This is a genomic window from Paraburkholderia sediminicola (genome assembly GCF_046026855.1).
Lineage (GTDB): Bacteria > Pseudomonadota > Gammaproteobacteria > Burkholderiales > Burkholderiaceae > Paraburkholderia > Paraburkholderia sediminicola_A.
In genome coordinates, this window is sequence record NZ_JAQQET010000011.1 from 41,360 (window position 1) to 55,438 (window position 14,079).

Consider the following 14,079-nt stretch of genomic DNA (forward strand, 5'->3'; position numbering starts at 1 on the left):
ATCGCTTACAGGTTCGTGAAGATGTCGTTGCCAAACCCGACCAGGCCAGCCTGCCCCGCGTAGCCGAGATAACCCAGCTGGAAGATGTCTTCAATGCTCCTGAGCATCGAGTAATGGTTGTACTGCACCGTCGACACCGTACCCGGTTTGATGAACTTCGAGATCATCACCGCACCGGTCTGGTCGCCGCCGAAGCTCTGTTTGGTCAGGTTGATCGTCAAGCCCTTGTAGGCCAATGACGAAGTCTGCGGGAACGCCGGCAGATTCGGACCCGGCTGCTGACTGCAGCATGTCGCGCCGGAGAAGATCAGATCCTCGCCGGATGCCGACTGCGTCACCGTCGCGTAACTGCTCTCGTCGAAGTTGATGATCAGCAGACCGTCCTTCTGGAACGCCGGCGAGGCGGTGATAGTCGGCACCCACTTCTGCAGGAATGTGTTCGCGCTCGTCAGGCCGCCGGGCTGGCCATTCACGCACGGCGCGTCGTGACCGTCGTCGCACAGGTTCGGCGTGATCAGGTTGAAGTTAGCGGTGGTCGAGATCGACTGCAGGTCGGTTGTGAGTTTGTTCAGGTTCACGACGTTCTGGCCGCAGTCCGGCGAATCGATGATCGAGTGGAAATACATGAACGGGTTGTGACGCGTTGCGTACTGGTCGCCCAGCGGCACGGCCGCGCTCGGCGCTTCCGCTGATTGAGTCAGGTCGGTCGTGTTGAGCGTCGGGTGGCCGCATGTGGCGGCTTCGCGCGTCGGGTCGTTGCCCATATCACCTTCATAGCCCTTCCAGGTGTAGCCAGCGGCCTTCAGCTGGTCTGGCAGCGTCTTGATGCTGGCCGGATACACGCAGCCCGAGCCGATCGCCTGACCGTCCGACGTCGTGCCAGTGAGCTTGTAGTCCTGATAGGTGATGCAGTCGTTGTCCGTTTCCGGCGTCGGCGCCTGACCGCTGATCATCGAGATGTAGTTGTCGAGGCTCACGTGCCCCGTGCCATAGTACTGCTGCACCAGCGCGCCTTGCGAAACCAGTGTCTGCGACAGATACGGCGCCTTGCTGTTCGCGCCGAAGGTGGTCGCGTAGTTTTCGTTTTCGAGCGTGATGACGAAAACATGCTTGATCTGCTGCTGCCCGGTCACATTGAGCGACGAGGACGACGAGCCGCACGCGGCAACGATAGCGCCAACCAAGGCCGCGCAAACGACCATCAAGAAAGCACGCAACCAGCTGCGCTGCGAGATGCGCTGTGACATGTTTTGCCCTTGGGGAATTGGAGTTTTATTAGCGGGCAAACTCTATGCAGCACATATGACGTTGACGTGAATCACGCCACGTTCCTGCAATATATCGGTCATCCGGCACCGCATATAAGGTGGCTACGCTGGCTGCGAACCATTGCCCTCATTGCGCGTAACGGCGATGCAAAGCTGCCGCCACCTCGGCGAAACGCGCGCGCAACTCTGGCGGCGCCAGCACGTCGGCCTCGGTGCCGAAACGCAGCAATTCCGCACATGCCTGCCTTACCGAACCGACCGGCAGCGTGACCGTGCGCCAGCCGTCGGCCGGATCCGGCTCGCCGATTTTCGCCGCTGCGCGCGCGAACGGTGAGGTAAAGGCTTCGAGCATCTGCATGCCCCACGGCGACAGGCGCAGCGTTGCCTCGCTCGCATGCATCTCTTCGGACAGACGCTGTGTGCTGTCTTGCCAGTAAGCAGCCAGATCGAAGGCCGGCGGCCGCTCGAAAGTTTCATCCAGCATGGTCAATTCGAGAATGCGCGAAATACGATAAATGCGAATATCCGCGCCGACCCGTCCAACCACATACCAGGCCCCGCTTTTCAGCACAATGCCGAGCGGTTCGATCCGGCGAAACTTTTCGGCTTTCCAGCTTTGATAACGGATCTGCAGTGGATGCTGTTCCCACACCGTGTTGGCGATCAAGGGCAGATTCGCGGGCTGATCCGCATCGGAAAACCAGGCCGGGGCGTCGAGGTGAAACCGTGAGCGCATGCGCTCCGCGGTCGAGCGCAATTCGACCGGCAGCGCGGCGAGCAACTTGGTTTGCGCCCCGGCCATCACGGCGCCGAGACCAAGTGCCTGCATCGGTCCCGGCAAGCCGGCGAGGAACAGCGCCTCCGCTTCCTGAGACGACAGACCGTTCAGACGCGTACGGTATCCGTCGAGCAGACGATAGCCGCCCTCCGCGCCACGTTCGCTCTGGACGGGAACGCCCGCGGCGCTCAAGGCGTCGATGTCGCGATAGATCGTGCGCAGGGACACCGCGCATTCGTCGGCGAGCGACTGCGCGGTCACTCGTCCACGCGCTTGCAAGGTCATCAGGATGGAAAGGAGACGGCTGGCTCTCATACGGATAAGTGTAGCCATACCTGACACAAACTGACAGGTATAGGCGCTTAGGATAGAACACCCGGCGCCAGACGGACGCTGGCTTTTCCACGAGACGCTCACCCAGAAGGCCCCGCCATGACCACCAACCGCACGATCACGCTGTTCCACTCGCCGCAATGCCGCTCTGTCAGCGCACTCACGCTACTCGAGGAACTCGCCGCCCCGTATCAGCTGAAGGTGCTCAACATGAAGGCCGGCGAGCAGCGCAAAGCGCCGTATCTCGCGATCAATCCACTCGGCAAGGTGCCGGCGATCCTTCACGGCGACGCGCTGGTCACCGAACAGGTCGCCATCTTCATCTATCTGGCCGACCTGTTTCCTGAAGCGGGCCTCGCGCCGGCCCTCGACGATCCGTCGCGCGGGCCGTATCTGCGCTGGCTTGTGTACTACGCGGCATGCTACGAACCGGCACTCGTCGACAAGGCGATGAAGCGCGAACCGGCGCCGCACGCCACCTCGCCGTACGGCGACTTTGATTCGATGCTCGGGACAGTGACAAGCCAGTTGCAGGCGTCGCCGTATCTGCTCGGGGACAAGATGTCCGCTGCGGATATCTTGTGGGGCATCGCGTTGCATTGGGGGATGATGTTCAAGCTGGTGCCGGAGACGCCGGTCGTGCTCGAGTACACCCAGCGCATCTGCTCGCGGCCGAGTTTCGTGCAGGTGAGCGAGCGGGATGTTGCGCTGGCGGCCGAACATGAGGCGGCTGTCAAAGCCGCAATTTGAGACAATGAGGGTCGCCGGTGAATGTCTTCCCGGGACAACCGGGCGCGGCCCTGGCCTGCCGAGCAGGCGCCGGCCCATTGAACAAGAGATGTTTTCAGGCATGAGCAAGATCGCATTTATTCCCAGCGTCCCCGCGACGTCGGAGGACGACTTTGATGTGTCGGCGACGTCGAAACTGGCTGGGTACCGCCGTTTTTTCGGCGTGCTGAAAGTGGTTCGAACCACCGATGGCCGCGTGCTATTCCCGTTCGACGGCGCGCCGGAACTCGGACCTTACGCGACCAAGCTGGAAGCCGTTGCGGCGGCGCAGGTGTATGGCGAGCACATTGTGACCAGCGACCTTGCGCGTCCGGAGTTGTAAGCGTGGGAGCTTGGCTGGCATCTGGTTGCTTAGGTTGATCGCCTGGATTCGTCACTCAGGTTTGTCATTTGAGGTGGTCACTTCGGGAGCAACAGATGACTCGTCTACGCAAAGTGGGTTCATCGGCCGCGGTCACATGGGCTACGGTTGCGCTGATGGGGGCGTGCTCTCAATCCGGCCTCGCTCAGGACACTGACGCCGATGCCGGTCATCGGGCGCTCGGAAAAGCCGAGGTCGTTCACGCTCAGGTCCATGTGGCGGCGATCTATCCAGCCACCAACAGCGTCACGCTGCGTGGCGCGCACGGCAATCTGGCGGATGTGGATGTGAATCCCCAGTTGGCCGATGTCAGGAAATTGCGGGTTGGCGACAAGCTGAACGTCGCATATCAGCAGGCGCTATTGCTTCAAGTCGACAAGGTGAGGACCAAAGGTGTTCGTGAACGCGTCGAGACGACGGTGGCGATACCGGCTTCAGCGGGATACGCATCGTCGGCGCACAGAGTCCAGATTGTCGCGACGGTGCTGAAGATCGACCGCAAGAGCCGGATGGTGACGCTACGTGGGCCGAAGCATCAGCAGGTGCTGAGGGCGGCCGGGAGCATTCCGCTCAATGAGTTGAGAGTCGGAGACAGTGTACGGGCGGAGTTTGTTTCGGCGGCTGCGATGGAGGTGGTGAGAGAGTGAAATGCGCTACCGAGGCAAAGGAGGCAAAAAAACGGCCGCCCACAGGCGACCGTTTTCCAGCGTGAAACTCGAAATAGCTGTGTATCTCCGTCACTCCACCGTGACCGACTTGGCCAGGTTCCGCGGCTTATCCACATCCGTGCCTCGCGCACACGCCGTGTGATAGGCCAGTAACTGCAACGGCACCACATGCAGAATCGGCGACAGTAAGCCGTAGTGCTCCGGCATCCGGATCACATGCAGGCCTTCATCATTGACGATCTTCGTATCCGCGTCCGCGAATACATAAAGCTCCCCGCCCCGCGCGCGCACTTCCTGAATATTCGACTTCAGCTTCTCCAGCAGCGCGTCATTCGGCGCCACCGTCACCACCGGCATCGCTTCAGTCACCAGCGCCAGCGGCCCGTGCTTCAACTCACCAGCCGGATATGCTTCCGCGTGGATATAGGAAATCTCCTTGAGCTTCAACGCGCCCTCGAGCGCGATCGGGTAATGCAGACCACGCCCGAGGAACAACGCATGTTCCTTGCGCGAAAACTCTTCCGACCACGCGATGATCTGCGGCTCCAGCGCCAACACGCTATTCAACGCTGCCGGCAAGTGGCGCAGCAGTTTCAGGTATGCGGCTTCCTGCTCCTTGCTGACCTGCCCACGCAGCTTTCCAAGCGTCGCGGCCAGCACGAACAGCGCAACCAGTTGCGTCGTGAACGCCTTGGTCGAGGCCACACCGATCTCGCGACCCGCATGTGTCAGAAACGACAATTCCGTCTGGCGCACCATCGCGCTTGTGCCGACATTGCACACCGCCAGCGTATGTTTGTGCCCCAGCGACTGCGCGTGCTTGAGCGCCGCCAACGTATCGGCCGTTTCGCCCGACTGCGAGATCACCACCACCAGCGACTTCGAATTCGGCACGGACTCGCGATAACGATACTCGCTGGCAATCTCGACCTGGGTCGGGATCTTCGCGACCGATTCGAGCCAGTACTTCGCGGTCAGTCCCGAGTAGTAGCTCGTGCCGCACGCCAGAATCAGCACGCTGTCGATATCCGCGAACACCTTATCGGCGCCCTCGCCAAATAGCGATGCGTCAAAGGAGTCACCTTGCGGGATCGTGTCGGTAATCGCACGCGGCTGCTCGAAAATTTCCTTCTGCATGAAGTGACGATACGGGCCGAGTTCAACCGCGCCGCCATAAGCCGCGACCTGGCGCACTTCGCGCCGCGCTTCATTGCCGTCCCGATCGGCGATACGCACGCCCTCGAGCGACAGTTCGCAGACGTCACCCTCTTCCAGGAAGATGAAGCGTTCGGTGCTGCCGGCCAGCGCCAGCGCATCCGAAGCGAGGAAGTTTTCACCGTTGCCGAGTCCCACCACCAGCGGCGAGCCTTGCCGTGCACCGACCACCGTATGCGGCTGGTCCTTATGCAGCACCGCTATCGCATACGCGCCGTGCAATTGCGCGACCGCTTCACGCACCGCGGCAAACAGATCGCCGCTATACAAGCTGTGAATCAGATGCGCGATAACCTCTGTATCAGTCTGCGAGACAAACGTGTAGCCCTTGCCCCGCAGCATTTCACGCAGCGACTCGTAGTTCTCGATAATGCCATTGTGTACCAATGCGAGCGTGTCTTTCGAGAAGATCGGGTGCGCGTTGTCGGTCACCGGCGCGCCGTGTGTCGCCCAGCGCGTATGCGCGATACCCGTGATGCCTTCGAGATGGTTCTCACGCACCTGCTCGTCCAGATCGGCGACGCGCGCCACGCTGCGAGCACGACGCGGCCCTTCATTCCCGAGTACCGCGACGCCGCACGAATCGTAGCCGCGATATTCGAGGCGACGCAGTCCTTCGATCAGGACGGGAACGATATTACGTTGCGCAACCGCGCCGACAATGCCACACATGGCTTATTCCTTTTCAGTGCTGGGTTTCAGGGAGCGCGCTCCGCGCGCGCGTCACGCCCATCAACTTTTTTTCTTCGTCGGGCGTATATAGCCCGACTTGCTTGTTTGAGTCTTATCGTTCAGGACGAGCATGTCTTCTTCGACATCCTTCCAGACCGTTGTGCCCGCCGCGATCGTCACGCCACGCTTCACGCGCACAGGCGCCACGAGTTGCGTATCCGAGCCGACGAACACGTCGTCTTCGATGATCGTGCGGAATTTGTTCGCGCCGTCGTAGTTACAGGTGATGGTACCCGCGCCGATATTCACACGCGCCCCGATATCCGCATCGCCGATATACGCAAGATGGTTCGCCTTCGAGCCATGACCGAGCACCGCGTTCTTCACCTCGACGAAGTTGCCGACGTGCGACTCGTCCTGCAATGACGCGCCCGGGCGCAGCCGTGCATAGGGGCCGAGCACGACGTTCGCACCGACTTCGGCGCCTTCGATATGCGTGAATGCGTCGACGCGCGTACCGGCACCGATCGTCGCATTGCGGATCACGCAATTCGGCCCGACGGTGACGTTGTCGGCCAGCGTAACGCGGCCTTCGAACACGCAGTTCACGTCGATCGAAACGTCACGACCGCATTCGAGCGTGCCGCGCACGTCGAGGCGAGCCGGATCGGCAAGTGTCACGCCGGCGACCAGCAGCGCCTCGGCGACATTGTGCTGATGAATCCGTTCGAGTTCGGCAAGCTGCTGCTTGCTGTTCACACCGAGCGTTTCCCACTCTTCGTCAGGCTGGGTGGTGACGACTTCGAGTCCCGCTTCGATCGCCATCTCGACAGCATCAGTCAGATAGAACTCGCCTTGCGCATTGTCGTTTTTCAACGCCGCGAGCCAGCCACTCAGGCGCCCGGTCGGCGCGACGATGATGCCCGTGTTGATCTCGGCGATCTTGAGTTGCTCGGGCGTCGCGTCTTTCTGTTCGACGATGCGCGACACCTTGCCGTGCTGATCGCGCACGATGCGGCCATAGCCGCTGGGGTCCTGGAGCGTGACGGTGAGCACGCCGTAGCCGCCCTGGCCCGCGCGATCGGTCAGCGCCTGCAGCGTGCTGGCGCGCGTGAGTGGCACGTCGCCGTATAGCACCAGTGTGGGTTGGGATGGATCGAGCAGCGGCAGCGCCTGCTGCACCGCGTGGCCTGTGCCGAGTTGCTGCTCCTGCGCGGCGAACTGGACGTCGGGTGCCGCTACCGCTTGCCGCACAGCTTCGGCGCCATGACCGACCACCACGACCAGACGCGCGGGCTTGAGCGCGCGGGCGGTGTCGATGACATGAGCGAGGAGCGGCCGGCCAGCCAGGGGATGGAGCACCTTGGGAAGCGCGGACCGCATACGCTTACCGGTGCCTGCCGCCAAAATCACAATGTTCATGGCGTCGACAATCAGACGAGTTTGGAGCCGACGATTCTATCATGCAGCCTATGACGACAAAGGCCGCTCGCGCGGCCTTCCAGCGGGCAAAAATGCGCGAAATCGCACATTTTCCACACGTTTTCTGCGGGTTTCCACGCCTCTTACATGTCGTCGAACTGGACGATCGAGATCGATTTCACTCCGTTGAGTGGCGCGCCTTCGCCGATATCGGTCGAACACGGCTCTTCGTCGAAGGCGATGTCGCCTTGCGGATCGACCTCACCCGTTGCGCGCAGACCGGCAAACGGGAACAGCTTGTGATCCATCAGGTGCGACGGCACGATGTTCGACAACGCATTGAACATATTCTCGACGCGGCCAGGAAAGCGCTTCTCCCAATCACGGATCAGCGCCTTCATTTCAGCGCGTTTCAGGTTCGGCTGGCTACCGCACAGATTGCACGGAATGATTGGAAATTCACGCAGTGCCGCGTATTTTTCCAGATCGGTTTCCTTCACGTACGCGAGCGGGCGAATCACGATGTTCTTGCCGTCGTCCGATTGCAGCTTGGGCGGCATGCCCTTCAGCTTGCCGCCGTAGAACATGTTCAGCAACAGCGTTTGCAGGATGTCGTCGCGATGATGGCCGAGCGCGATCTTGGTCGCGCCGAGTTCGCCCGCCACGCGATACAGAATGCCGCGACGCAGCCGCGAGCACAGCGAGCAGGTCGTCTTGCCCTCCGGCACCAGCCGCTTGACGATGCTGTACGTGTCCTGATTCTCGATGTGAAACGGAATGTCGAGTTGTTTCAGGTACTCGGGCAGCACATGCTCCGGAAAACCCGGCTGCTTCTGGTCGAGGTTCACCGCGACGATGTCGAAGTTGATCGGCGCGCGTTCGCGTAGCCGCATCAGGATTTCGAGCATCGCGTAGCTGTCCTTGCCGCCCGACAGGCAGACCATCACCTTGTCGCCTTCCTCGATCATGTTGAAATCGACGATCGCCTCACCGACCTGGCGCGCGAGCCGCTTGAACAGCTTGTTGTTCTCGTAGGCTTCTTTCTGCTCGCGGCGCGTGAGCGGCGCTTTGCCCGCCGAGGCATGCGCGGCGTGCGCAGCGCCAGGAGCCGCGGCGTCGTTCAGGATTTCCTGAGCATTCATGGCTCAATCCTCTTTGATACGGAAGACTTCGACGCCCACCGCGTCGCAGTCGGGATAAACGTCCGGTTTTTCGGTCGACACGCACACGGCGCGCACCTGCGGATGATCGAGGAGTGCCTTGACGAGGTCGTCGCAGAGCGTTTCCTGCAAGTGGATATGACCTTGCTCGACACGGCGCGCGATGGTCGAACGCATGAAATCGTAGTCGACGACTTCGTTCAATTTGTCCTGAACCGGCGTGGACAGCGCGAGCGGCACGAACAGTTCGACGTTGATCACGACGCGCTGTTCGCCGCGCTTTTCGAAGTCGTGCACGCCAATGTTGATGTGCACTTCGTAATTGCGCAGAAAGAGCCGGCGGCAATCGGCGAGCCGGGGATGCGAAAGAGCGGCAAACATGTTCGTTCCAGTCGAAAAAAGCGTGCGGAGCACGCAAAGGGCACTTCAACGCGTGGGCAGCCGCCGGTTCGAGCCGGCAACAAGCACGCGCGCTGTTCAGGCGCCCGTCAAAAACATTACGTCGCGCGGCAGGGGCACCAGGTGCTGCCCGCCGTCGACCACCAGCGTCGTTCCGGTGACGCCCGCTGCATCGGCGAGATACAGCGCGGCGGCGACAATATCCTCCGGCCGCGACGCGCGGCCCAAAGGCGTAGCTCGGTGAGCTTCTTCAAAACCTGCCGGCGTCTGATCGGCGGATTGCATCGTCAGGCCGGGCGCGAGCCCCACCACGCGCACTTTCGGCGCCAAAGCCTGCGCTAATGCGACCGTCGCCGTCTGCAACGCGGCCTTCGACAGCGTGTAGGACAGGTAGTCCGGATTCATGTTGTACAGCTTCTGGTCCAGTACATTGATCACGACTCCGCGCAGGCTCTCGTCGGTGCGCGCCGCCTCAGGCGTGGCCTCGAACAGCATACGCGCCAGCACGAGCGGTGCGCCGAGATTCATCGCGGTCAGCTTCAGCAAAAGGTCATAACCGACGTTGAGCGCCGTGTCTTCTTCGAAGCGCGACGCATTGTTGACGATACACGCCGGGCGGCCCAGCGCGGCAATGCAGGCAGCCATGAGCCGCTTAACCTGGGCCTCGTCGCCCAATTCCGCGTGTAAAGCCACCGCCCGGCGGCCCAAAGCGAGGATTTCGGCGACCACTTCGTCCGCCTCCTCCCGCGACGCGCCGTAATGGACCGCTACGTCCCAGCCGCGCGCGGCGAAGCCGAGCGCGAGCGCCCGCCCAATGCGGCGGGCGGCGCCGGTAATCAGCACGATGCGCGGCGTTTCAGGCGCGCGGGCGGCGGCGGTGTCCAGAGAGGCGGTCATTTACAATGCGGGGATGAATCCGAAAGCTCACCAACCCGACAGTTTACCTGCTCCCGGCCCGAGCGCGCTTGCGCAGTCCGAAGCGCTGGTCGCGCAGATCCGCTCGGAGCTCGAAACGGCAGGCGGCTGGCTGCCGTTCGACCGCTACATGGAACGCGCGCTTTACGCGCCGGGACTCGGCTATTACAGCGGTGGCGCCCGCAAATTCGGCCTGCGCGGCGACGACGGCAGCGATTTCGTGACAGCGCCTGAAATGTCGCCGCTGTTCGCCACGACGCTGGCGCGCCCGCTCGCCGAAGCCTTGCAGGCGAGCGGCACGCGCGACGTGATGGAATTCGGCGCCGGGACGGGCAAACTGGCTGCGGGTTTGCTGAACGCCCTCGACGCGCTGGGCGTCGAATTCGACAGCTACTCGATCGTGGACTTGTCGGGTGAATTACGTGAGCGCCAACGCGAGACGATCGAAGCCGCCGCACCGGAACTGGCCACGAAGGTGCGCTGGCTGGACGCATTGCCTGAGCGATTCGACGGTGTGGTGATCGGCAACGAGGTGCTGGACGCGATGCCCGTGCGGCTTTTCGCCTTTACTGGCGGCGCCTGGCACGAACGCGGCGTGGTGTGGCGCGATGAGACTTTTGCGTTCGACGACCGTCTGGTGTCAGCGGCTGCGGACAATGCGTTTCTGGCTGAGATCGAAACTGCCGGCGAAGACTACGTGACCGAGACGCACGACGCCGCCAAAGCGTTTACGCGGACCATCTGCACGATGCTCACGCGTGGCGCGGCGTTCTTCATCGATTATGGTTTTCCGCGTCACGAGTACTACCATGAGCAGCGCGCGCAGGGCACGTTGATGTGCCATTACCGGCACCGGGCGCATGGCGATCCGTTTGTTTATCCGGGTTTGCAGGACATTACTGCACACGTGGAATTTACCGGCATTGCCGAAGCCGGAGTCGAGACTGGCGCGGATTTATTGGGCTTCACTTCGCAAGCGCGGTTCTTCTTGAATGCGGGCATTACCGAGGCGTTGTCGGCGCTCGATCCAACGGACACGGCGAGGTTCTTGCCCGCGGCGAATGCGGTGCAGAAGTTGTTGTCCGAGGCGGAGATGGGCGAGCTGTTCAAGGTGATCGCGTTTTCGCGCGGGCTGGATGACACGCTGCAGGCGTTTTCCAGCGGCGACCGGTCACATACGCTGTGATTTCCTGCCTTAAGGATTTGCGATGATCCGCTGGCTGTTGACTACGTTTGTTGCGGTGGCGGTGTTGTCGGCCTGCTGGCCGTGGCTCAGGAAGATCGGAATTGGGCGGATGCCCGGTGATGTGACATTGCGCCTCTTCGGGCGGGAGTATCCGTTTCCGTTCATGTCGACGCTTGTGCTTTCTATGGTGTTGTCGATTGTTGCCAGGGTTTTGTAGGTGGGGTTTTTGCCAGCGCGGCGCTTTTGTCTGGTTGCCTGCGGTGTTGGCCTTTCCTTGAATTCTTATTGGTCTATTAGCGTTGCCCCTGTGCGGGGCGGCACTTACTTCTCTTTGCCGGCCGCAAAGAGAAGTAAGCAAGAGAAAGCGGCTCAAACCGCTAATTCTTAAGCGGGTCCCCCGCACAGTCGCGGTAGTGGTGCATCTGGAATCTGTGCCCTCGCACATTCGACCTTGGTGACAAGGCCTTCATACTTCCGGCGGCGCTGCGCGCGCCGAAGGGTCCTTCATAAAACTGCTGGTTACGCTTTCATTGACGCAGCGTGCATAGCCCCTGACTCGTTAGGGCATCTCCGCAGCAGGCGCAACTGCAACTGCTGCGGTGGCCGCGCAGCGAATGAGCCGCATCGATATTTCACTCGAAGTAGGGATTCGCCAATGAGCGCGGGAGCGCCTCGCCGAGTCGAAGCCGAAGCCCCCCGCACCCAAACGAAGCCTCCGATTTCCCTGGCAGACCCATCCGCGACGCGCGCAGTGCGGAGTGGGAGCTGATGACTCCTTTGTCGCTACGGCTGAAGGCGCGAGCGCACAGATTCCAGATGTACCACTACCGCGACTGTGCGGGAGACCCGCTTAAGAATTAGCGGTTTGAGCCGCTTTCTCTTGCTTACTTCTCTTTGCGGCCGGCAAAGAGAAGTAAGTGCCGCCCCGCACAGGGGCAACGCTAATAGACCAATGAGAATTCAAGGAAAGGCCATCGCCGTAGGCACACAGACAAACCCAAACCCTCACACAAGAACCACTTCCACAGCGCGAACGCGCTCCTGATGCACTGCATCCTTAATCCCCGCAGGCGAGTCAGCGAGCCGCTTAGCCACAGCCCCAGCATCGACACCTCGCGCAGCGATCAGCGCCACCCTCAACCGCTCAGCCTGCGGATACTCCCGCATCTCAAACCCAAGCCGCCCACGAGCATCCGCCTCGCAAGCCTGCAAGGCTTCAGCAAACCGCGCCGGTTTCCGGATAGCATCGCTGCGCTCAAGCAGCCTCACCAACGCGGCAGCGCCCATCTCCATCACGCGATGAATATTCCCATGCTCCCGCGCCACCAGCAGCGCCAGGTCGCGGCACTCATTCGGCACGCGCAACCGCTCGCATAACGGCCTCAGCAAATCCACGCTGCGCCCCTCATGCCCGATATGCCGCGGCAACACATCATCCGGTGTCGTCGCTTTGCCCAAGTCATGCGTCAAAGCCGCGAACCGAACCGGCAACGCGTACCCCTGTTGCGCAGCATGGTCGAGCACCATCATCACATGTACGCCCGTATCCACTTCGGGATGGTAATCAGCCCGCTGCGGCACGCCGAACAATGCGTCGATTTCCGGCAGGATTCGCACCAACGCGCCGCATTCCCGCAGCACCTCGAACATGCGGGACGGCCTCTTCTCCATCAATCCGCGCGACACCTCCTGCCACACCCGCTCGGCCACCAGCGCATCCACTTCACCGTCGGCCACCATCTTGCGCATCAACGCCATCGTCTCCGGCGCAACGGCGAAATCGACGAAGCGTGCCGCGAACCGCGCAATTCGCAAAATCCGCACAGGGTCTTCGAGAAACGCATCGCTAACGTGACGGAAGAGTCGTGCCTGCAAATCACCCTGACCATTGAACGGATCGATCACTGGCCCGGTCAGTTCGCCGTCCGGGCGCACCTCGCGCGCCATCGCGTTGATCGTCAGGTCGCGGCGAGCGAGGTCCTCTTCGAGCGTCACGTCCGGTGCGTAGAAGAACTGGAAGCCGTGATAACCCGCTGCCGTCTTGCGCTCGGTACGCGCGAGCGCGTATTCCTCGTGAGTCTGCGGGTGCAGGAACACCGGGAAATCCTTGCCCACCGGACGATAACCCTGCGCCACCATCTGTTCAGGAGTCGCGCCAACCACCACGTAATCACGGTCCTGCACCGGCACGCCCAGTAACTCGTCGCGGATGGCTCCGCCTACCGCGTAGATATTCATGGGCATACGTCTTGATAGGGAATCGTGTGCGTTTCCCGAAGCGCGTCGTCGATCCACGCCTTCACCGCCGGCAGCGCCGTCACGCGATCCATGTAGGCCGCAGAGGCTTCCGATAGCACGGGCCGCCACGTTTTGAAGCGCATCACAACCGGCGCATACATCGCGTCGGCAATGCTGAACTCGCCGAACAGGAAGGGGCCGCCATATGTGTCGAGACAGTTGCACCAGATCGCCTCAATACGCGCGATATCGGCCAGCGCCCCCGGCGTGGCGTTCTTGCCAGGAAACGATGCGCGAATGTTCATCCACATGTTCGAGCGCAGGTCGCCGAAACCCGAATGCATCTCGGCACTCACGCTGCGTGCGTGGCTGCGCGCCATCGGGTCGCGCGGCCAAAGCGCATGTTGCGGGAAACGCTCGGCCAGCGTCTCGGCAATCGCCAGTGAATCCCAGGTGGCCGATCTGTCTTCGCTAATCAAACAGGGCACTTTGCCCGGACCCGTCGGCGCGTGCGCCAGGATCGCTGGTTTCGTGCTGGGTACATACAGGTGAATCAGCACCTCTTCGAACGGAATGCCGAAATGTTTGAATAGCAGCCACGGACGCATCGACCATGACGAATAGTTTTTGTCACCGATAAGCAGCTTCATGCTTCGTATAAAGGGAAGTTGAAAA

Annotated in this window: 14 protein-coding genes; 5 read left to right on the forward strand and 9 right to left on the reverse strand. The window is 61.5% G+C overall.

Annotation, left to right across the window (positions count from 1 at the left end):
* Positions 1–5: 5 nt before the first annotated feature.
* Entirely contained in the window at positions 6–1,247 is a 1,242-nt protein-coding gene (locus PQR40_RS14095; RefSeq protein ID WP_408509223.1) for an alkaline phosphatase family protein, read from the reverse strand.
* A gap of 148 nt (positions 1,248–1,395) precedes the next feature.
* Positions 1,396–2,379, reverse strand: a complete 984-nt coding sequence (locus PQR40_RS14100) for a helix-turn-helix transcriptional regulator (RefSeq protein ID WP_408509224.1) — start codon at positions 2,377–2,379, stop codon at positions 1,396–1,398.
* Between the two features lie 99 nt (positions 2,380–2,478).
* Between PQR40_RS14100 and PQR40_RS14105 the strand changes: the two genes are divergently transcribed.
* From PQR40_RS14105 to PQR40_RS14115, 3 genes are all read left to right on the forward strand, one after another.
* Complete coding sequence (locus PQR40_RS14105) at positions 2,479–3,129, forward strand: glutathione S-transferase family protein (protein WP_408226489.1); 651 nt, start codon at positions 2,479–2,481, stop codon at positions 3,127–3,129.
* A 100-nt stretch (positions 3,130–3,229) separates the two neighbouring features.
* Entirely contained in the window at positions 3,230–3,490 is a 261-nt protein-coding gene (locus tag PQR40_RS14110) for a DUF6723 family protein (protein WP_408390839.1), read from the forward strand.
* A gap of 95 nt (positions 3,491–3,585) precedes the next feature.
* Positions 3,586–4,176: a hypothetical protein gene (locus PQR40_RS14115; RefSeq protein ID WP_408509225.1), complete on the forward strand. Its 591-nt coding sequence runs from the start codon at positions 3,586–3,588 to the stop codon at positions 4,174–4,176.
* 90 nt (positions 4,177–4,266) lie between these two features.
* On the opposite strand, the gene glmS is transcribed toward PQR40_RS14115, so the two are convergent.
* The 5 genes from glmS to PQR40_RS14140 all read right to left on the reverse strand — a co-directional run bounded on the left by glmS (position 4,267) and on the right by PQR40_RS14140 (position 9,962).
* The gene (gene glmS, locus PQR40_RS14120; protein ID WP_408509226.1) at positions 4,267–6,084 is read right to left on the reverse strand and encodes a glutamine--fructose-6-phosphate transaminase (isomerizing); all 1,818 of its coding nucleotides are present in this window, start codon (positions 6,082–6,084) and stop codon (positions 4,267–4,269) included.
* Between the two features lie 60 nt (positions 6,085–6,144).
* The gene (gene glmU, locus PQR40_RS14125; protein ID WP_408226373.1) at positions 6,145–7,506 is read right to left on the reverse strand and encodes a bifunctional UDP-N-acetylglucosamine diphosphorylase/glucosamine-1-phosphate N-acetyltransferase GlmU; all 1,362 of its coding nucleotides are present in this window, start codon (positions 7,504–7,506) and stop codon (positions 6,145–6,147) included.
* Between the two features lie 143 nt (positions 7,507–7,649).
* Positions 7,650–8,648: a tRNA 2-thiocytidine(32) synthetase TtcA gene (gene ttcA / locus PQR40_RS14130; RefSeq protein WP_408509227.1), complete on the reverse strand. Its 999-nt coding sequence runs from the start codon at positions 8,646–8,648 to the stop codon at positions 7,650–7,652.
* 3 nt (positions 8,649–8,651) lie between these two features.
* Complete coding sequence (locus PQR40_RS14135) at positions 8,652–9,047, reverse strand: dihydroneopterin aldolase (RefSeq protein WP_063497570.1); 396 nt, start codon at positions 9,045–9,047, stop codon at positions 8,652–8,654.
* 96 nt (positions 9,048–9,143) lie between these two features.
* Positions 9,144–9,962: an SDR family oxidoreductase gene (locus PQR40_RS14140; protein WP_408226367.1), complete on the reverse strand. Its 819-nt coding sequence runs from the start codon at positions 9,960–9,962 to the stop codon at positions 9,144–9,146.
* A gap of 13 nt (positions 9,963–9,975) precedes the next feature.
* On the opposite strand from PQR40_RS14140, the gene PQR40_RS14145 reads away from it, so the two are divergent.
* Positions 9,976–11,166 (forward strand): class I SAM-dependent methyltransferase, encoded by a 1,191-nt coding sequence (locus PQR40_RS14145; protein ID WP_408509228.1) that lies wholly within the window; start codon positions 9,976–9,978, stop codon positions 11,164–11,166.
* Positions 11,167–11,188: 22 nt separating this feature from the next.
* Positions 11,189–11,383, forward strand: coding sequence for a DUF2905 domain-containing protein (locus PQR40_RS14150; RefSeq protein ID WP_179734906.1), 195 nt, complete (start codon positions 11,189–11,191; stop codon positions 11,381–11,383).
* A 788-nt stretch (positions 11,384–12,171) separates the two neighbouring features.
* Here the strand turns inward: PQR40_RS14150 and PQR40_RS14155 are convergent.
* Together PQR40_RS14155 and PQR40_RS14160 are read right to left on the reverse strand one after the other, a co-directional pair.
* Entirely contained in the window at positions 12,172–13,404 is a 1,233-nt protein-coding gene (locus PQR40_RS14155; RefSeq protein ID WP_408390848.1) for a multifunctional CCA addition/repair protein, read from the reverse strand.
* Positions 13,401–14,054, reverse strand: a complete 654-nt coding sequence (locus PQR40_RS14160; protein WP_408509229.1) for a glutathione S-transferase family protein — start codon at positions 14,052–14,054, stop codon at positions 13,401–13,403. Before PQR40_RS14160 ends, PQR40_RS14155 begins: the two co-directional genes overlap by 4 nt.
* Positions 14,055–14,079: the final 25 nt, after the last annotated feature.